We start from the raw sequence: 18,964 nt of genomic DNA on the forward strand, positions 1-18,964 counted from the left end.
CTCTATATGAAGCAGATAGACTATAAACGAATTTTAAAATGAATAAGTAATCTAAAGTTCGGAAAACCCTCTTTATATGTTCTTGTATTCCGCTTACATATAGATAGTTTCGGCTTGTCTGTAAAGCCGAAATTTTGATCAAAATTTACATAACGTTCACATAAAGTTAACAATTAAGGTTTTTATGAATCAAAAGTTTCTTATTGAGCTCTTTGTCTATTTCTTTTTCTATCTCATCTATTCACTTGAATTTCTCAATTGTAAACTTTGGGATAATTATTGATTGATTTTGTCTATCATTCTGACTTATTTGATAAAATAAAGTCATATATAACAAAGGGAGTGTGACTAATTTGAAGATGACTTATACAAAAACCGAACATAGTTGGATGTTTTATGATTGGGCGGAATCGGCCTTTTCGATTATTGTAACAACCGCTATTTTCCCGATTTACTATAGTAGTGCAGCTGAACTGTCTGGTGTGTCGGACGGAAACTCTACTGCTTATCTTGGATATACAATTTCTATCTTCACTCTGATTATCGCAGTACTGTCGCCGCTTCTTGGAACAATGGCTGATGTCAAAGGATTCAAGAAAAAATTCTTCTTCACATTTTTTGCACTCGGTGTTTTAGGGACACTCAGTCTCGCCATTATTCCTGACACTTCTTGGTTGGTTTTATTGATTGGATATGCCGTAGCCTCGATTGGGATGGCTGGATCTAATGTATTCTATGATGGATTTTTAGTTGATATTACAAAGCCAGAACGTATGAACCGCGTTTCTTCCAGAGGTTTCAGTCTGGGATATATCGGGAGTAGCATTCCTTTTATGATCAGTATCGGCGTCATACTATTGTCTCAAAACGGTGTATTCCCTTTTTCTACTATCAGTGCAACTCGCTTCGCATTTATACTGACCGCTCTTTGGTGGACTATCTTTAGCTTACCGATGCTGAAAAATGTTCATCAAATCCATGGAATCGAAAGACAGCCCAAGCTCGTCAAGCATAGTTTTAAGCGTCTTTTTAGTACTTTTCGTCAACTAAAGCAGTACCGAGCAGCCTTTTTATTTTTGATTGCTTATATGTTTTATATCGATGGTGTGGGAACGATTATCTCAATGTCCACGGCTTATGGAACAGATTTAGGATTGCAAGCAACTGACTTGCTTATCGTATTGTTCGTTGTTCAAATCGTCGCTGCGCCATTTGCTATATTATACGGTCGACTAGCTGACCGTTTCCCTGGTAAAACCATGATTTATGTAGCGATTGTCGTATATATTGGTGTGTGTACCTACGCATTCTTTATGTCTACTTTGATAGACTTCTGGATACTAGCGATGTTGATCGCGACTTCTCAAGGAGGTATACAAGCTTTAAGCCGTGCTTATTTTGGACGAATTATCCCTAGCCATAAGGCTAATGAATTCTTTGGTCTCTATGATATTTTTGGTCGATTTGCTTCTATTATTGGTCCCACGATGGTCGCAACGATCACTCAACTAACCGGTAAATCTAATTACGGGGTCTTTAGTCTCATTTTACTATTCGTTATTGGATTCTTTGTCTTAACCAAAGTTCCTGAAGAAGGCACGACCATTGCTGTAGATGAGTTGTCTTCCATCAATTGATTTCTTAAAAAATAAAAAGTGCCTCTCATGAGAGACACTTTTTTTATGATTATTTTCCAAAGTCTTGAAGAAGGTATGCCATATGTGCTGTTCCCTCAAAAAAGTCTTTGAGTCTTACAGATTCATTAGGTGCATGCGCTCTAGAATTCGCCCAACCACATCCGCTACTTAATACTGGAAGCTGTAGATACTTGTCGAAATTGTACATGGGGCCTGTTCCCGCATTATTAGGAGACAAAACAATTTCTGTCCCTTCTCCGTAAGCTTTCTTAGCGGAGTCAGCAACCACATCCACAAAATCATTTGTTAGGTCTGAACGAAAAGCTTTTTGAGCTTTGATCAAGTCTAGTTGTACATCTTCAAACCCGTGTTTATCTAGATGCTTCCGAATCAATTCGTGGATTTTTTCCGGATCCTGTCCTGGTACGATTCGGCAATCTAATTTTGCAGACGCCGCTCTCGGTAAGACCGTTTTTGATCCTGGTCCAGTGTAACCTGAGATCATTCCGCAAATCGTCATCGTAGGATAGAAAGCTAAGGCTTCATTTGGTGTCCATTCTAAGTCTTTAGTGATCAGTGGATGTTTCAAGCCATAAACTTTCTGCATTTTTTCTTCATCAAATGGTTTTCGTGCGACCACTTCTTTTTCAAAGTCTGTTGGGGGAATGATATCCTCGTAAAATCCTTCAACGAGTACTTGGTTATCTGCAGATCTTAAGCTAGCTAGCGCTTGCGTCAGTCTCCAAGCAGCATTATCCACGACTGCACCGATAGAAGAGTGAATATCTACATCTGCACTTTCCACAAACAAATCAAAATAAGCCATTCCTTTGATTCCTGCTTCAATCACATAGTTTTCTTCTTCATCTTTTCCACCGAATTCCCAGATACATGCATCACTTTTAAATAAATCTGCATATTTTTCTAAGTAGGCTCCAAGGGACGGACTCCCATTTTCTTCTTCACCTTCAATAAGGAACTTAATATTACAAGATAAACCTTCCTCCGTATCCAGCAATGCTTGAATGGCATTCAAGCGAACCATCAGATTCGCTTTATTGTCCGCTACGCCTCGGCAATAAAGAATACCGTCTTTTACTCTAGGTTCAAATGGCGCACTATCCCATTCATCGATTGGATCTTCTGGTTGAACATCGTAATGATTGTAAAACAACAGTGTCTTTTTACTATTCCCATTTTTCCCAGCTGGAAAATAACCGTATACAACAGGATTTCCGCCTAAATCATCCAGTACTTGGACTTTTCCTCCTGTCTTTTCAAGCATATCTTTAACGTAAGCGACTGTTTCAGGTATTTTTCTGTCTTGTGTGGAAACAGAATCTAGTCTTAAATAATCGAAAAATTCATCCATTCTACTATCGATTACACTCTGCAATTTTTCTTCTAGTGCATTCATCTACTCTTCTGCCTTCTTTCATCCCATTAGTTTCTGTTTAAGTTCTCGTTTATCCTACATTTTTAGTAGAAGCTTTCTGTTCAGTGTATGATTTCGCTATACAAAAAAGACTGCATCAAGTCTGGTCACTGTTTTAGGATGTCTAAAGGTCAGTGGGTCCATAGTTGACAACAGTCTTTGGATTTCGAGTTCGTATTAAGTCATCCTAAGCATATTTTTGACCTTCACGTAACAGTCTTTCTCGTTTTTTTCTGTAGACCTCTATTTCATTTTCGTGGCAATAAATGTAGTGATCTGGAGCAATCTCATGTAAGCCCACTTTTGTTAAATCATCGTATTGATGGTATTTCGGATCATACTCCGTTCTAACACGATTTCGCTCATTTTCTGGATCTGGCGTTGGTATAGCGGAGAGTAAAGACTCCGTATAGGGATGTAGCGGAGCCATGTACAACTCGTCTGCTTCTGCCACTTCAAGCATTCGTCCACTATTCATGACACCAATACGGTCGCTGATATATTTAACCATCGACAAGTCATGCGCAATAAACAGATACGTCAAATTGTTTTCTTTTTTCAATTCTTTCAACAAATTGATTACCTGAGCTTGAATCGATACATCCAGAGCTGAAATGGCCTCATCAGCAATAATAAAATCCGGTTCTACAGCTAGTGCACGCGCAATCCCTATACGCTGACATTGGCCTCCAGAAAATTCCTTAGGGTAACGGTTCGCGAACTCTTTGCTTAATCCCACTGCTTCTAGTAACTCATAAACCCTTTCCGTACGCTCTTTACCATTTTTGTAAATCCCATGGACCTTCAAAGCCCCTCCGATAATATCCTTCACTGTGATTCTTGGGTTCAATGAAGCATAGGGATCTTGAAAAATCATTTGCATCGATTTTCTGAAATCAAGCAACTTTTTACGTCCACGAATTTTAGAAATATCTTGGCCTTTATATAGAATCTGTCCACCAGTGAACTCTCCTAATTTGATAAGCGCTCTACCAGTCGTCGACTTTCCACTACCTGATTCCCCAACTAGGCCAAACGTTTCCCCTTCATAGATATTGAAGCTGACATCGTTGACTGCTCTGACTTCACTTTTCTTTCCCGCATTGAAATACTGTTTGAAACCTGTAATTTCAACGATTGATTTCTTTTTTTCAACCTCTGCTACCAACGACCTCACCTCCTGACTGAATTCTTACCTTCTTTTCACCAAATAATTGTTCGTATTTCTGCTTACGCCTGACCACTTCCGCAGGCGGCGTCACACTCGGCGCTTTTGGATGCAATAGCCAAGTTTTGGCGAAATGAGTATCTGTGACTTTGAACATCTCAGGCTCTTGCTCAAAATCGACTGCTAATGCGAATTCATTTCTTGAAGCAAAAGCGTCTCCTTTAGGCGGATGTAGCAAATTGGGTGGTGATCCCGGGATATTGTAAAGATCCGTTTGATGGATATCTAGGGTCGGCATAGATGCCAACAATCCCCAAGTATAAGGATGCATTGGATTATAGAAAATTTCATCCGCTGTCCCGATTTCAACGATTTGACCTGCATACATAACCGCTACACGGTCTGCCATTTGCGCTACGACCCCTAAATCATGTGTGATAAAAATGATGGAGGTTTCCAGGTCTTTTTTCAAATTGTTCATAAGGTTCAGAATCTGTGCCTGAATCGTTACATCTAATGCTGTCGTTGGTTCATCTGCAATCAGAATCTTCGGTTCACATGCCAAGGAAATCGCAATCATAACCCGTTGTCTCATTCCCCCTGAGAACTGGTGAGGATAATGTTTATGTGTTTGTTTAGGATTCTTTATACCGACCATCTGCATTAATTCGATGGCTTTTTCGGTAGCTTGTTCTTTCGTTAATCCTTGATGTTTAACCATCGGTTCAGCAATTTGTCTACCAACTTGCATTGTCGGATTCAAAGAGGTCATTGGATCTTGGAAGATCATGGCGATGTCATTTCCACGAATCTTCTGCATTTCTTTATCTGAAATCGTCAGTAGATCCTTGTCTTCGAATAAGATCTGACCGCTCTCGATAATGGAATTCTTTTTAGGCAGCAAGCGATTGATTGCTTTTGTTGATACCGATTTTCCGGAACCCGATTCGCCAACAATTGCTAGCGTTTCACCTTTTTTTAGTTCAAAATCCACCCCTCGAACAGCTTGGACTTTACCTTCAAACGTTTTAAAAGAAATAGCCAAGTTCTTTACTTCCAGCACATTTGTGTTATCCATATCTTCACACCTCTATCTTCCTATTGAACTATCAATAAAGAGCGTGCAGTCGCACACTCTTCATCGACTCATACTTTTCAACAACTGTTTACTGAGGATCCAATGTCCATTCATGAACATCATGAAGCGACCCTGCCCAGTACTCCTTGATTCCGCCATTCAAGTAATCCACTTGAACTGAGAATTGAGAATCAGAATATAACGGAACGATCACAGCTTGATCTTGCATATACTGTTGCAATTCTTCATAAATTGGGAATCTTTCTTCAAAGCTTGTGCCTTCGTTTCCTCTTTCAAGTAGCTCATCAATCTTAGGATCAGCAAGGGCTGAATTATTAGATGTAGCACCTGTTTGGACATACGTCGCAACGTTTGGATCTACTGTATGGCCGTATCCCATCATACCGATATCATAATCAAGGTCTTGCGCTACTTGTAGCCAAGTTGGGAAATCATATTGTTGGATCTCCACTTGTACGTCAATATCACTCAACCATTGTTGGATCAAGTTAGCATTTTGTTCTCTGACTGCGTTACCTGTTGGTACGCCTAGTCTCAATGTTTGGCTGAAGTCAAAACCAGCGTCTTCTAGCATTTCTTTTGCTAATTCCGGATCGTATTCTAATGGTTGAATCTCATCAGAGTTGTATGGACTAGCTGATGTATACATACTAGACAAGACTTCCCCGCGACCTTCAAGTAGATTATCGACTGTCAGTTGACGATCAAATGCATGAATAAAGGCTTTACGTACTTCAGGATCTGGGAATACTTCGTTATTGATAATCATATACTGACCATTAAAACTCGGGTTTTCAACAACTTCAAGACCTTCAATATCTTCAAGTAATGAAACATCTTGAATCGGCACCATACCGATACCACCACCGGCAGCCATATGAAGATTTCCAGCTTGGAATTCTGTTACAAGCGCTGTTCCGTTCATGATACGTCCATAGATTGTTTCAATTTCTGGAGCGCCACGGTAGTAGTCAGGATTAGCTTCTAACTGAACATAGTTATCGTTATCATATTCTACAAATTTATAGGGTCCACTGAATACAGAAGGTTGTGTTGCTGCTTCAGAGTTTGAGATCTCAGTTGGCTCCAGTTCGCCAAAGATATGTTCAGGTGCAATCAATACATCAAATCCTACAAATTCTTGGATTAATGCCAAATCGACAGGTGTTTTAGTCGTAATGGTTAAGGATTTATCTCCCGTTACTTCTACACCGGATAATGATTCCGCGCCTTCTTCTAAAATACCTGAATCATCTGTTCCTTCAATCATCGCAATTCTTGTTCCTAGTGACGTTTCGATCTCCGGATCCGCAATGGCATTCAATGTAAATGCTACATCATTTGCGGTAACCGGTTCGCCATCTGTCCAGTTCGCCTCTTCATTGATTTCAATTTCAAATGTTTGATTATCTGTTGTGTCAAATTTAGATGCTAATGCATTTTCCCAAGAGTCTGCTTCTGGCATCACAAGTAAACTGTCATACATGAATCGTTGAATCCATTTACCACTAACACCTGGTGCGTAAAAAGGATTGAAACTATCTGGTGCGTTTGTTAACCCAACCATCAATGTACTTGTATCGCCCTCTTCAGCTTGTGGTACTGCGCCTTCTCCATCACTTTCTCCGTCAGTTTCACCTTGCGCTACATCATCTGGTCCTGGAACAGCTGAATCTCCACATGCTGCTAGTACCAATGTTGAAGCAAAAATCGTTGTCCCATACTTTAATCTTGTTTTCCAATTTGACATGAAAATCTCCCCTTATGACTATATTCTTTCGTAGAACATCTCTTTTAGTCCCCCTAAAATTGACAAGACCTTCTACTTGAATCATTTTTCATGAAATCTTTTAAAGCTTTTAATGAAAACTCACTTATCCTTTATTCTCCCCTTCAATCGCTTCTCTCAACCCTTCTCCGATAAAGTTAATCGATAATACTGCGATAAAGATCAGGATACCGGCTGGAACCCATCTCCATGGTTCAGCGGTCAACACTCTAATCGATTGTGCTTGAGATAAAATATTTCCCCAGCTTGGTTGCGGCGGCCTAACACCCACACCCAAGAAACTCAGTGAAGCTTCCGTCAAGATTGCCGTTGCAATCCCAAACGTTGCATTAACTAGAATCGGCGAAAGCACATTCGGTAAGATATGAACAAACAAAATACCAAAAGTCGAATACCCTGTTGCTTCAGCCGCTAGTACAAAATCTTGTCCTTTAAGCCTCAACACCTGCCCTCTGACTAACCTACATAATGGTGGCCAACTGAGTGCTCCCAGTACAATCGTTACGACCCAGATGCCTGATCCTAAAAGAGAGACCAATGTTAAAATAACGAGGAAAAACGGGAAAGACATAAAGGCTTCTGTAATCCGCATGATCACTGCATCAATAAATCCGCCGAAATAGCCTGAAACTAACCCAAGCGTTGTTCCGATGACAACATAAATGGCAACCGAGCAAAGCCCTACGATCATAGAGACTTGCGTTCCGTGAATTAACCTTGATAGTACGTCTCTTCCTGTATCATCTGTTCCTAGAAAGAAATTCTCATAAGGAGCGGCTCTAAATAGTCCTACAGACGCATCTCTTGGATGCGGCGCGATCTGATTTGCGAATACTGCCACTAAAATCATGATAATGAAGACTCCTAAACTGACGACGGCTACTTTATTTTTGAAAAACCGTTTGGCAATTGTCTTAACGTAACTATCTCCATCTGAAACGACTTGTTCCGCTGCAACTCCAGGGAAGTGAGCACGTTCACTATCCTCTACTAAATGAAACAGTGAATCTGCTGGTGTATTTCTGCCTACGTTTTGAGCCATTTTTCTTCCCCCTTTTAGTTGTATTTAATCCGTGGATCAACAACAGCGTACAAAACATCGACGAGAAGGTTGGCAACGAGTACGACGATTGCAGACAACATCGTGACCGCCATCAGAATAGGATAATCTCTTTGCTGAATCGCTGTAATCGTTAAACGACCAATCCCTGGCCACTGAAAGATCTGTTCTGTAACAATTGCGCCCCCAACTAGTCTTGGTAAATCTGTTCCGATGATTGTTACAACTGGAATCAATGCATTTCTAAGTCCGTGTTTTGTTAAAATTGTTTTGGATGCTAATCCTTTAGCTGTTGCGGTTCTCATGTAGTTTTCCCCATAAACTTCGATCATGGTTGACCGCATATAACGAGCCATATTCGCGATATAAAAAGCAGATAGAACGATCACTGGCAGTACAAGGTGACGTAAGACTTCAAAGAATCCACCGTCTCCCCCTAGTTCAGACATACCACCGGTCGGCAACCAACCTAATCGAACAGAAAAAATATAAATTAATCCTAGCCCTAAGAAAAAGTTTGGAATCGACACGCCTATAAAAGAACTACTGGTCAATAAATTATCTATCCAAGTGCCTTGTTTTCTGGCACTTAAGATTCCAAGCGGGATGGCTACAATATAGGAAAATAGTAGCGTGGATCCCATAAGCACAACTGTTGGAAAAAGTCTTGAGACAATAATTGGTAACACTGGATAGCGTGTTGAGAATGAATTGCCGAGATCTAGTCTCAAAGCTCTTCCTAACCAACGAACATACTGGACAGGTACTGGCTGATCTAGTCCAAGCGCACGTTCAGTCGCTGCGATTTGCTCCGCTGTGGCATCTGGTGAAACAAATAATTCTGCTGGATTTCCTGGTGTTAAATTAACCATCATATATGCTGCAATGGAGATCATCAGCAATACTGGAATAGCTGTCAGTAGTCGCTTCAAGATAAATTTTTGCATCGTTTTCTCCCCTTTTTATTCAATAAATCCTTTCTCTGCTGGTGTCTATCCTAAGTACTCATCAATAATGGATAAGAACACTTCCCCCGAACGCAGTAAGGACTCTTCATGTATAACGAATTTCGGATGGTGATGCGGATAAGGCGATGCGTCATCTGGACGTTTCGCGCCTACTCTTAGGAAAGCCCCTGGTTTCTCTTTCAAGAAATAAGCGAAATCTTCTCCCCCCATAGCCCCTTCGACTTCTTCCACCTCAGAGTCATCGAACACGGTCAAAAAACGATTTTTTAATTTCTCGACTTCTACCGCGTCGTTTTGAATGGATGGATAACCTCGTACATAATCGATAGCTAACGTAGCGTCGAATGCTTCCGCAATATGTGTGCTGATTGATTTTAATTTACTTTCCATTAGATCTTGAATGTCACCGTGCATCGTTCGAACAGTACCGTTGATTTCAGCTGAGTCAGCTATAATATTGTACGCTTCTCCTCCTGCTTCAAATCCTGCAAAGGTTAGCACTGCTGGTTTGACGGGATCTGTTAATCGACTAACGACTTGCTGTAGACCAGTGACGATTTGTGTCCCAATCGTCAAGGCGTCATGCGTATCATGCGGCGCAGCACCGTGGCCACCTTTCCCCTGGACCTTCATCTTGAACGTGTCCGAGTTTGCTGATCCAAAACTATAATTGTAGAAAACTTTTCCAACTTCTTCCATTGAATCTAAGTGAATACCAAATACGTAATCGACTTCTTTAAGCGCCCCTGCTTCAACCATCGATTTAGCTCCACCTGGTAACACTTCTTCAGCGTGTTGATGCAGTAACACAACATTCCCATGTAATTCATCAGCATGATTCGAAATGACTTTTGCTACACTGAGTAAGGAAGCTGTATGTCCATCATGTCCACAAGCATGCATGATACCTGCATTTTTTGATTTGAATGGTACATCTGATTCTTCATGAATTCTTAATGCATCAAAGTCTGCTCTCAATGCAATCGTTGGTCCTGGATGACCGCCTTTAATCTTTGCTACGATACCATATCCATTTCCTACATTTGTCTGGATGTCTTTTATCCCAAATGATTGTAATCGCTCTAGAATATACTGAGCCGTTTCTTTCTCTTCAAAAGAAGGTTCCGGATGCTCATGTAAGTGTCGTCTCCAGCTGACGGTTTCATCAAAATTCTGTTTTAATTCTTCTGTCCATGTCTCGTAGGCCATGATCCATCTCCTTCTCGTTTACTACTGATCTTTTATTGATGTTTAATGACTTTCCACTGTTACAGACTCTCTAGCATTGCTGGTTTCTTTTTTCATTAGATAATGTTCTACAATAGATAAGAAGCATTTTCCACCAAGTAATAAGGCACGTTCATCAAAATCAAATTTTGGATGATGGTGTGGGTAGGAAATACCCTTTTCTTCATTACCTGAGTTCACAAAGAAGAATGAGCCTGGTTTTTCTTGAAGGAAGTAAGCAAAGTCCTCTCCGCCCATTCTAAGCGGTGTTGATTCCACTATCTCTTCTCCAAACTGATTTTTGAAAAGCTCTGCAATCAATTCTGTTTCTTTTTCATGATTGTAAAGCGCCGGATATCCTCGAGTATAGGTGACCTCACAAGTTGCGTCGTGCGCTTCACAGATATGCTGCGTCATTGTACCGATTTTTTCTTCTATCATATCTCTGACTTCTGGTGCAAAGGTTCGAACGGTTCCTTTAATGAGTGCTTTGTCTGAAATCACGTTATGTGCGCCGTCTCCCGCCTTTAAAGTAGAAACCGTCAAGACTCCTGATTTAGTTGGGTCTTTTTTACGACTGATAATCGTTTGTAGTTGGTTTACTACATGAGAAGCGACAACAACAGAATCGACTGTGGAATCTGGATGCGCCGCATGTCCGCCTTTTCCTTGAATTTTTATTTCAAAGAAATCTGGGGCCGCCATGGCATAACCTGAACAATAAGTGACCTTACCATATTCAAGTGGTGATCTTAAATGAAGTCCATAGACATAATCCACATCGTCCAATACGCCGGCGTCTATCATCGCTTTCCCACCACCTGGTAATACTTCTTCCGCGTGTTGGAAGATGAACTTAACCGTTCCTGAAAGTTCTGCCTGTTCTTCTTTTAATACCTTTGCCACACTTAGTAGCGTTGCGGTATGTCCATCATGCCCACAAGCATGCATGACACCAGGATTCTTTGAAGCAAACTCTAAATTTGTTGCTTCTTGGATTCTTAAGGCATCGAAGTCTGCCCGAAAACCAATCGTCGGTCCATCTTCAGTCCCTCGAAGATAAGCAGCAATTCCTCCACCACCAATATTTTCTTCAATATCTTCATATCCAAAAGATTTTAATTTTTCTACAATATATTTTCTCGTTTTATATTCTTCGAAAGAAGGTTCAGGATGTTCATGTAAATAACGTCGCCATGAAACAGTCGTTTCATAATTAGCAGTCAAAACTTCTTCCCATTTACTATAACTCATGCACAATTCTCTCCTTCATCTCTGCGATACTCTAAATTAGCAATTACACATTTTTATAATGTTTTTCAAATCTTATCTTTTAAACATTAAATTGTCAATATAAATTATCAGTAAATATATTGATTTTCTCTAATATAATATAATCTATAATATTCATATCTGATATTAAAGCGTTTGCAATCGATTACATTTATTTGTGACTAAAATGTGTCTTATCATTCAAGGTAAAACCCTCGTGTTAACTGAGTTTTCATCTTCTTATATTATAATTAAAAACTCACTTCATTTAATGAAAATTTGTAAGTATCGATATTTATACAGTTTAATGGATTATTAATCATCATTTTTCTCTCATTTTATTTTAACTTTTATTGAATGCTACTAATAACACTTACCCCGTTTTACAGTTTTGTGACTTATGTATTGAATCTGTTTACATAAGCTCTCTCATAGACTACTATTGTAAAGTGATTATTTATTTATATGTATAAGATTTATATTTTTGTGTTAGCCATACTTAACTGGTAGAGGATGAATTGAATGAGAAATGATAAGGAATTTCAAGAAATAATTGCTTATGCAAGTACTTTAGGTATGTCAACAGATGATTATCTCGTTTATCTTCATCACAAAAATCAGGCTGTTAAATCAATCTTGCTCGATGACAGCACAGGTTTCAAACAATTTTTACAAGAATTTCATGACTTACTGGATGGTCTGACTGTTCCTAGTGGAAACGATGACGCAGCTGTTTCTGAGAGAAAGGAACAATCAGTGCAGGCTTCCGTTGACTTGTTAGCTAGGTTAAGTTCTGACCCTATACTTCTGGCTCAAATGTATGAGCACTATCAGTATGATTCCGACGAGGATTCCAATACTATTATGAATAAAAAATAATACGCTCTACTTAGATAGAATATCGATTCTATACTAGGTGGAGCGTACTTTTTAACTTTCTTTTACTGCAGCAAGTGTTTCGCCAACTTTACCTTTTATGAATAGATCAATCTCCAAATTTCCTGTATCGATTTCTTCATTATTAATGAGGACAACGTGCTTTCCTTTGAATTGATGAATATAATTGCGAGCCGGATTCACACTCAAAGAGGTTCCCGCTATAATCAGTAAGTCTGCTGTTTTAATTGTAGCTTTGCTTTTTTCAACAATCTCTTTATTGGGGTTTTCACCAAACAAGACGACAGATGGTCTGACGATTCCATTCTCTATTGGACATCTTGGAATGTTCCGCTCATCTTTTTGTACTTCTTGAGGCTGGTACACTCTTGTACATTCCATACAATACCAATTTCGATTATGCCCATGAAGCTCTAAAACAAATCGATGCCCAGCTTTTTGATGAAGCCCATCCACGTTTTGAGTGATTACGCGAATATCTTTTCCAGCTTTTTCCATTTCAGCCAACACTTTGTGTGCATCATTTGGAACAGGTTCAATTCTTTTGTTACGAGGGCGGTTGAAAAAAACTTCTGGCTGTTCATTTAGAAATTTTCGACTCATAATTTTTTTAGGATCAAGTTTCTTTTTTTCAATTTCTGTATATGTTCCATCCTTTGAACGATAATCTGGTAGGCCACTTTCTGTAGAAACTCCAGCCCCTCCGAAAAAGACAATAATCTGAGCTTCTTCTATATAAGCTTTTAACTGTGCAATTTCTGTTCTTTCCATATAAACACCTCTCTAAAACTGGTATGTTTATTATACCAACTAAGGTTATGAAAGACACTTACGGGGTTTTTTAAGCGAACAGACTTTCATTTTCATCAGTGATATGCTATAATATGTATAGAATGATAGCGATTCGTTATCATTTGGTTTTGTTTTCTATATTGGGGTTGTTACGGATTCGACAGGCATAGATTGAGCTTGAGTTGCGTTCTGCAGGTGACGAGACTGCATACCAACGTCACAGTTAAATATAACTGCAAACAATAATAATAACACTTACGCTTTAGCTGCGTAATAGTAGCTAGCGTGATCCGAACTGGTATCACCCACGTGTCACGTTTGGGTCCTATAATTAAGTGGGATACGCTGATTCTTTCCGTCTGGAAGGATTAGAAGAGATTATCAGACTAGCGACACATGATGCCTGTTAGGCGGCTAATGTAGAGCGAAATCTTAGTAGCGTAACTATGATCGTAGATGCTTGAGTGCCAATGTGTCTGGACAGGGGTTCGACTCCCCTCAGCTCCATCAAAACATCCGTATAGGAATAATGAAGAAGAGGAATGCCGATAAAACGGTATTTCTCTTCTTTTATTTATGCTATAAGAAATTATAAATCAAAGTTAAACGTAGTAAATCACGTAGTAAAAAAGACCCCCACCGAAGTGAGAGTCTTACCTATACGAGGGGTAACCCTCACATCATAGGACTATGACTAGATAGTGCGCTATGTGTCTTTAGTATAATATGTATGGATGGTATATCAATATGTAATTACAACTTCACTAGTAGTGCATGCAATTCTTTTAAAGACATTTCTTCAAAATTGAGTTCTAAGTAGTTATACTTTTTAAGAGGAATTATATTTGAGGAATCATGATAATATTCTTTGACTGTTTTTTCTTCATTCAGGTCTACTAAAACAAATACTATCACATCTGGACCGAACTTTTTCAAGTCAAATCTGACCCTTTCTATCAACCAATCATATATTAGTACCATGTCTATCTAGCTCCTTATGGACTTTTTTCGATTATAGCATTATTCTGGATCAGATTAAATAGAATAAGTTGAAAAATCGTTAATTTGAGATTAAAACTCAAATTAACGATTTTTCATTTATTTTCAGACTCTAAACTAAAACTTTCAAAAGATAAGCACGCACTAGTAATTTCAAGATAGAATTCTATACAGATTTTCTAAATACACTTCCCTTACTTCTAAATCGTTTAGAAAAAGTGTTAAAACCACTGGTATTTCTTCTACATTTAAACAGTATCTTTCTATGTCTTTTTTGTTAGGACATTTCGCTTATAAGATGTCTGCTTCATGATTATGAACAACGACATACGTTACTTTTCCTTGAACCATTCATCCTGAGATCAGCTCTCAATCTAATCATCAATAAATTGTCTCTCATTATTGATTACCTTCCCCTACTTTGATTACCAATGATTCTACCATTCTAAAAGACTCTAAATTAGGTTTTGAAGTAACAATATCAAAACCTATAATTTATCTATATTAAATGACCGCCATTACTCGTATTATTTTTAAAGTTTTCATAATCAAGAGTGGTTGCGATGCTGCACTGACTCCTTAAGAGCCGACAAAGTCATTTTTTTATTTCCATAGATGTTCTGTACAACCTCGCCGGGTCTGGAATCTTCCTATATGAAATAAAGTAATCTTCGCATGTATTTCTATTTTTATTGATCAAGACGAATACCACTTTATCAGATCCATAATGGTTCAAGTCATTTTCTAACTTATCTTTGAGCCATTTATATGTTCCCATGAAAAAACCTCCAATAACCTGTCGAACAAGTATACAATATTCTTCTCGACTTAGAAAGGGGAACAACTATTACGAATTAATTAATTGATTTATGAGTTGTTCTCGTCAAATAAAAAACCTCATCCGATTAGGTGCTGACCCCCAAAAGTTAGAGTTTTAATATTATGCAGCCGACTGGCTGGCTTGAGTTCGGTATTCTACTGGATTTAAGCCAGCCAGTTTTTTCTTTCTACGAGTGGTATTGTACCACTCAATATATTCTTCAATCTGTTCTCTTAGTTCTTCATAGCTTACTTTAGGTTCTCCGTGATACATTTCTTGCTTCATAATCCCAAAAAAGTTTTCTATAACGGCATTATCAGAACAGGTTGCTTTACGAGACATGCTCTGGAAGATTTTATTCTGTTTTAATAAATTTACCCATTTTTTATGTTGATAGTGCCACCCTTGATCGGAATGAATCGTAGTGCGAACAGTAGCTTTTTGCTTTATCGTTTTAATAGCTTCTTTTAAAGGTTCCATTGCTAAATCTAAAACAGGACGCTTATTAATACTGTAAGAAATAATTTCACCATTATACAAATCTACTATGGGATTAAAATAAAGTTTTTGATCTCCAGTACATTTAAATTCAGTGATATCAGTCACTAGTTTCTGTAAAGGAATTGACGTATTAAACCGGCGGTTTAACTTGTTCTTGGCAACTTTTCCTACAGTTCCTTTGTAAGAGTTATATTTTCGAGTCTTACGTGTGAATTTAATACATTTCAACCCTAACTCCTTCATTAAGCGATAGACCTTTTTATGGTTGATTACTATTCCAGCGTCATTCAATTCGTCCGTGATTCGCTTATATCCGTAACGCTCTTTGGATTGATAGAATATATCAGTAATCTGTTCTTTTAAAGACAAATCGTAATCTTCTGCGCCTGTTCGTTTTATATGATAATGGTACGTAGCCTCAGGAATGCCCACAACTTTAAAAATATCTTTCAATCTATATCCTTCTTTTTTGAGCTCAAATGCCAACCTTGTTTGTGCTCTGCGAGGAAGGCATTTGGATTCTCCTCGTAAGCTTTTACCTTTTTTAAATAAGCGTTCTCTAACCTAAGAAGTTCATTCTCACGCTCTAGCTCTTGTTCTCTAGACATACTCTGACTCTTATTCACTTTTGTTTTTTTAGGTAATTTAGACATAGAAGGTCGTCCCTTTTTTTTAGGTTTCAGGCCTTCTATCCCTTCTTTGTTAAAAGCTTGATTCCAATTCGCAATAACAGAAAGTTCTCTGATTCCGAAGGAATTAGCCGTTTCTTGGTAGGAAGAACCTGTTCGTTTCATAAATTGTAATACATCTAATTTGAAATGAACAGGATAGACTTCTTTCGATTTCTTTGGGCTTAATCCTTCTTTTCCATAAGTTTTATAAAGGTTGGTCCATCTTCTAATAGGAGAAGAATCTGGTATACCGTACTTTTTAGCTAGTGATTTATATCCCAATTTGCCATTTTCGTATTCTTTTACAAGTTTTAATTTGAATTCTTGACTATATTTCGCCATGTAAAAAGCCCCCAAAAGTTAGAATGTTACTCTAACTTTTGGGGGTCGGTACATTAAGGACACCAACGAGGGCTTTTACTTTGTCTATTCTATCTTAGCAATGCATTCCAAGTATTCGGTCTAGCAAGACCATCCGCTGCAAGATGATTGTCTTGCAGCGGATGTTTTAACTGCTGCTTGAAGTCCTGGTTCAAATACTCCATCGAACCCTTTTATGTCATAACCTTTAGACATCAGGATACCTTGAACAACTCTTACGATGTTTCCGATATCTCCACGTCTTACAACTCTACAAGCCTTACGTGTAGCCGGACCAGATAAAAGTCATCGACAACCAATTTTGCATTGTTTGTTCAACTCAATTTGTAACGCCCCTACAGCAGCTTTATGCTTCAGTGGATCATGTCTGTTGTCAAGTTCAATATCAAATCCGTAGTTAGCTTTCAACCCATTCTGGAAATTATATACTGGCCCTACGTATCTATCCGGTAATCCTTCTTTGTTTGTATTCGTTTAACATAGTAAGAGTATCAATCAATGGTTTGTTGCTCTCATCAATCTTTTTTCGAAGCAATCTATTTTCCTTCTCAATTCTTCTTTCCTTTGCTTTGCCGATTGTCTTTTGGTAAACCCACATCAACGAACTACCGATTGTAATAATTGCTGTAATGAAAGCTGCAAAACTCTGAACATTTCCAAATATTATATATAGGCTCATTGGCTCTCCCCTTTCTGATTTTGTGTAAAGAAAAAGAGTAGCCGGATTGGCTACTCTCTATTGCTATATTTAAACTTCATCCATTAATTCTGCTGTATATACAATCAATAAAGTCAATCCATTGTCATGAATCAAACCTTCATATCCATCTTTATCATAAATGTTCCATATATACTTAATAGAATCATGGATTTCTTTACGATCTTCTCGATCAAAATGACTCATTGTGAAGTCACTGTATTTTCTACAATGTTCTTCTTCTAGCCAGTCTACAACGTCTTCCTCTTTGATATGTTGTTTTACTTCATTAGTCGAATGGAATATTTCGTGATCTATCATGATTGATAACTGTTGTATAAAACTAATGAAGGCTGATGATCTAGTGATAATCAACACCTCCTACTTAATTTAATATGACATTATCATAATATCTATAGCGAGCAAAAGTATAACGCTCTTTATATTATAAAATTTGTAAAGAAAAAGAGCAGTTGCTATTGGCTACTCCATTTAAAAATACTTTTCAATTCTTCTAATCCCACGGTTAGTTCCTTTTGAGCTTCTATATGAAATACTCTAATGCAATAACCGGCTGGTATTTCTTCAAAGCCTTCAACCCTAACCATTCGATATCTCAAACCTTCAAACCTTTCATGTGGAGATTCTAACATGAATTGGCCTCCAATTTTAATTTCGTATTGTTTATTGATATTTTCTCCTGTAACGAAAACTTTAATACTCGAAATCTTATCAGCTTTATCTCTAATGATAGTTGCAGTGGTTACTGTTTGGCTCACTTCAATCCCTCTTTAAATAACATGTTTTATTTTACAGTATTTACTATACTATAAAATGGGAATTTGAAGCATGTATTATGCTTATTAAACTAGACAAGCTTATTCGCCTGTTTCCGTAAACCATACAGCCATTTTATCGCGCTCTGCCTGTTCATAATCATTTTGAGTCATATTTGCAAAATCCATGTCTTTCAAAGTCGCTCCATTATTAAACTCTGATTTAATTGATTTTAATACCATTTCTATTATGCATTCTTCTCTTCTTTATTATTTTCAAGCACTTCTTCCAGCTGATCCATTAATGTATCAAATGAAATGTCACTGAACTGTTTATCTTTCTCAGTTATAATTTGTCTTTGTCTAATTTTTTATAGAACGCTTTGTGCTTAGTGTCATAGGTCAAAACATCTACTTTGAATTCTTCGTCTAGTAATTCCTGGATTTTGCCTTGTCTTTCTTTTCCATTCCATTCTTCCCTTTCTTGGCCAACCTTTACCCAACTTGAACAATGTTGCTCTGATCATCGATTTCGAAGTATTCTTCGCTAATCTCTTTAAGTTCTTCCTGATACTCTTTATCTGTTTTAATGAGTGCCTTCTGCAATTTACCCTTACCAGGTTTCGCTCTTCCCTGTTCAATCATTGTTGGTTCCAATATGTAAAAGATACTTTGTATCTGGTTATTTTCAAATACCAATACGTTTATCATTTTATGCTGCTCCTTTGAGTTCTTTAATTTGATGTTCTAAGTCTGCTACTTTTGCTTCCAACTG

20 protein-coding genes and 1 other RNA gene are annotated in these 18,964 nt (G+C 38.0%); 3 read left to right on the forward strand and 18 right to left on the reverse strand.

Features of this window, described 5'->3' with window-relative positions; genetic code table 11:
- The first annotated feature begins 359 nt into the window (after positions 1-359).
- Positions 360-1,637: an MFS transporter gene (locus LG377_RS09820; protein WP_225744671.1), complete on the forward strand. Its 1,278-nt coding sequence runs from the start codon at positions 360-362 to the stop codon at positions 1,635-1,637.
- 49 nt (positions 1,638-1,686) lie between these two features.
- Here the strand turns inward: LG377_RS09820 and LG377_RS09825 are convergent, their stop codons facing one another.
- From LG377_RS09825 to LG377_RS09860, 8 genes are all read right to left on the reverse strand, one after another.
- Complete coding sequence (locus tag LG377_RS09825; RefSeq protein ID WP_225744480.1) at positions 1,687-3,054, reverse strand: M20/M25/M40 family metallo-hydrolase; 1,368 nt, start codon at positions 3,052-3,054, stop codon at positions 1,687-1,689.
- A 205-nt stretch (positions 3,055-3,259) separates the two neighbouring features.
- Entirely contained in the window at positions 3,260-4,240 is a 981-nt protein-coding gene (locus LG377_RS09830) for an ABC transporter ATP-binding protein (RefSeq protein ID WP_225744481.1), read from the reverse strand.
- On the reverse strand, positions 4,224-5,318 hold the full coding sequence (locus LG377_RS09835) for an ABC transporter ATP-binding protein (protein ID WP_225744482.1): 1,095 nt from the start codon (positions 5,316-5,318) through the stop codon (positions 4,224-4,226). The genes LG377_RS09830 and LG377_RS09835 overlap by 17 nt, the downstream gene beginning before the upstream one ends.
- Before the next feature lie 88 nt (positions 5,319-5,406).
- Positions 5,407-7,089 (reverse strand): ABC transporter substrate-binding protein, encoded by a 1,683-nt coding sequence (locus LG377_RS09840; RefSeq protein WP_225744483.1) that lies wholly within the window; start codon positions 7,087-7,089, stop codon positions 5,407-5,409.
- A gap of 124 nt (positions 7,090-7,213) precedes the next feature.
- Entirely contained in the window at positions 7,214-8,170 is a 957-nt protein-coding gene (locus LG377_RS09845) for an ABC transporter permease (protein ID WP_225744484.1), read from the reverse strand.
- 14 nt (positions 8,171-8,184) lie between these two features.
- Positions 8,185-9,135: an ABC transporter permease gene (locus LG377_RS09850; RefSeq protein WP_225744485.1), complete on the reverse strand. Its 951-nt coding sequence runs from the start codon at positions 9,133-9,135 to the stop codon at positions 8,185-8,187.
- Positions 9,136-9,180: 45 nt separating this feature from the next.
- Positions 9,181-10,365, reverse strand: coding sequence for an amidohydrolase (locus LG377_RS09855; RefSeq protein ID WP_225744486.1), 1,185 nt, complete (start codon positions 10,363-10,365; stop codon positions 9,181-9,183).
- A gap of 42 nt (positions 10,366-10,407) precedes the next feature.
- Positions 10,408-11,637, reverse strand: a complete 1,230-nt coding sequence (locus LG377_RS09860) for a M20 family metallopeptidase (protein WP_225744487.1) — start codon at positions 11,635-11,637, stop codon at positions 10,408-10,410.
- 540 nt (positions 11,638-12,177) lie between these two features.
- Here LG377_RS09860 and LG377_RS09865 point away from each other — a divergent pair.
- The gene (locus LG377_RS09865) at positions 12,178-12,534 is read left to right on the forward strand and encodes a hypothetical protein (RefSeq protein WP_225744488.1); all 357 of its coding nucleotides are present in this window, start codon (positions 12,178-12,180) and stop codon (positions 12,532-12,534) included.
- A gap of 51 nt (positions 12,535-12,585) precedes the next feature.
- Here LG377_RS09865 and LG377_RS09870 read toward each other — a convergent pair whose 3' ends face one another.
- Positions 12,586-13,323: an NAD-dependent protein deacylase gene (locus tag LG377_RS09870; RefSeq protein ID WP_225744489.1), complete on the reverse strand. Its 738-nt coding sequence runs from the start codon at positions 13,321-13,323 to the stop codon at positions 12,586-12,588.
- Positions 13,324-13,486: 163 nt separating this feature from the next.
- Between LG377_RS09870 and ssrA the strand changes: the two genes are divergently transcribed.
- Positions 13,487-13,854, forward strand: a transfer-messenger RNA (tmRNA) gene (gene ssrA / locus LG377_RS09875).
- 243 nt (positions 13,855-14,097) lie between these two features.
- Here the strand turns inward: ssrA and LG377_RS09880 are convergent.
- The 9 genes from LG377_RS09880 to LG377_RS09920 form a co-directional block, all read right to left on the reverse strand.
- Positions 14,098-14,325: a hypothetical protein gene (locus LG377_RS09880; RefSeq protein WP_225744490.1), complete on the reverse strand. Its 228-nt coding sequence runs from the start codon at positions 14,323-14,325 to the stop codon at positions 14,098-14,100.
- Between the two features lie 613 nt (positions 14,326-14,938).
- Complete coding sequence (locus LG377_RS09885; protein WP_225744491.1) at positions 14,939-15,121, reverse strand: hypothetical protein; 183 nt, start codon at positions 15,119-15,121, stop codon at positions 14,939-14,941.
- A 162-nt stretch (positions 15,122-15,283) separates the two neighbouring features.
- The gene (locus LG377_RS09890; protein ID WP_225743515.1) at positions 15,284-16,150 is read right to left on the reverse strand and encodes an IS3 family transposase; all 867 of its coding nucleotides are present in this window, start codon (positions 16,148-16,150) and stop codon (positions 15,284-15,286) included.
- Entirely contained in the window at positions 16,114-16,677 is a 564-nt protein-coding gene (locus LG377_RS09895; protein ID WP_225742785.1) for a helix-turn-helix domain-containing protein, read from the reverse strand. The genes LG377_RS09890 and LG377_RS09895 overlap by 37 nt, the downstream gene beginning before the upstream one ends.
- 481 nt (positions 16,678-17,158) lie before the next feature.
- Entirely contained in the window at positions 17,159-17,395 is a 237-nt protein-coding gene (locus LG377_RS09900; RefSeq protein WP_225744492.1) for a hypothetical protein, read from the reverse strand.
- A 69-nt stretch (positions 17,396-17,464) separates the two neighbouring features.
- Complete coding sequence (locus tag LG377_RS09905) at positions 17,465-17,788, reverse strand: hypothetical protein (RefSeq protein ID WP_225744493.1); 324 nt, start codon at positions 17,786-17,788, stop codon at positions 17,465-17,467.
- Positions 17,789-17,889: 101 nt separating this feature from the next.
- Positions 17,890-18,192 (reverse strand): hypothetical protein, encoded by a 303-nt coding sequence (locus LG377_RS09910; protein WP_225744494.1) that lies wholly within the window; start codon positions 18,190-18,192, stop codon positions 17,890-17,892.
- A 99-nt stretch (positions 18,193-18,291) separates the two neighbouring features.
- A complete protein-coding gene (locus LG377_RS09915; RefSeq protein ID WP_225744495.1) occupies positions 18,292-18,432 on the reverse strand; it encodes a hypothetical protein in 141 nt (46 codons plus the stop codon).
- A gap of 252 nt (positions 18,433-18,684) precedes the next feature.
- Complete coding sequence (locus tag LG377_RS09920) at positions 18,685-18,900, reverse strand: hypothetical protein (protein ID WP_225744496.1); 216 nt, start codon at positions 18,898-18,900, stop codon at positions 18,685-18,687.
- Positions 18,901-18,964 lie beyond the last annotated feature (64 nt).

It is taken from the genome of Marinilactibacillus sp. Marseille-P9653 (genome assembly GCF_916618885.1).
Classification (GTDB): domain Bacteria; phylum Bacillota; class Bacilli; order Lactobacillales; family Carnobacteriaceae_A; genus Marinilactibacillus.

Excerpts from the sequence above, each read along its gene's own strand:
- LG377_RS09820 (WP_225744671.1), top strand. The coding sequence starts at position 360 with ATGACTTATACAAAAACCGAACATAGTTGGATGTTTTATGATTGGGCG.
- LG377_RS09825 (WP_225744480.1), bottom strand. The coding sequence starts at position 3,054 with ATGAATGCACTAGAAGAAAAATTGCAGAGTGTAATCGATAGTAGAATG.
- LG377_RS09835 (WP_225744482.1), bottom strand. The coding sequence starts at position 5,318 with ATGGATAACACAAATGTGCTGGAAGTAAAGAACTTGGCTATTTCTTTT.
- LG377_RS09840 (WP_225744483.1), bottom strand. The coding sequence starts at position 7,089 with ATGTCAAATTGGAAAACAAGATTAAAGTATGGGACAACGATTTTTGCT.
- LG377_RS09845 (WP_225744484.1), bottom strand. The coding sequence starts at position 8,170 with ATGGCTCAAAACGTAGGCAGAAATACACCAGCAGATTCACTGTTTCAT.
- LG377_RS09850 (WP_225744485.1), bottom strand. The coding sequence starts at position 9,135 with ATGCAAAAATTTATCTTGAAGCGACTACTGACAGCTATTCCAGTATTG.
- LG377_RS09855 (WP_225744486.1), bottom strand. The coding sequence starts at position 10,365 with ATGGCCTACGAGACATGGACAGAAGAATTAAAACAGAATTTTGATGAA.
- LG377_RS09860 (WP_225744487.1), bottom strand. The coding sequence starts at position 11,637 with ATGAGTTATAGTAAATGGGAAGAAGTTTTGACTGCTAATTATGAAACG.
- LG377_RS09865 (WP_225744488.1), top strand. The coding sequence starts at position 12,178 with ATGAGAAATGATAAGGAATTTCAAGAAATAATTGCTTATGCAAGTACT.
- LG377_RS09870 (WP_225744489.1), bottom strand. The coding sequence starts at position 13,323 with ATGGAAAGAACAGAAATTGCACAGTTAAAAGCTTATATAGAAGAAGCT.
- LG377_RS09880 (WP_225744490.1), bottom strand. The coding sequence starts at position 14,325 with ATGGTACTAATATATGATTGGTTGATAGAAAGGGTCAGATTTGACTTG.
- LG377_RS09885 (WP_225744491.1), bottom strand. The coding sequence starts at position 15,121 with ATGGGAACATATAAATGGCTCAAAGATAAGTTAGAAAATGACTTGAAC.
- LG377_RS09895 (WP_225742785.1), bottom strand. The coding sequence starts at position 16,677 with ATGGCGAAATATAGTCAAGAATTCAAATTAAAACTTGTAAAAGAATAC.
- LG377_RS09900 (WP_225744492.1), bottom strand. The coding sequence starts at position 17,395 with ATGAGCCTATATATAATATTTGGAAATGTTCAGAGTTTTGCAGCTTTC.
- LG377_RS09915 (WP_225744495.1), bottom strand. The coding sequence starts at position 18,432 with ATGGTATTAAAATCAATTAAATCAGAGTTTAATAATGGAGCGACTTTG.
- LG377_RS09920 (WP_225744496.1), bottom strand. The coding sequence starts at position 18,900 with ATGATAAACGTATTGGTATTTGAAAATAACCAGATACAAAGTATCTTT.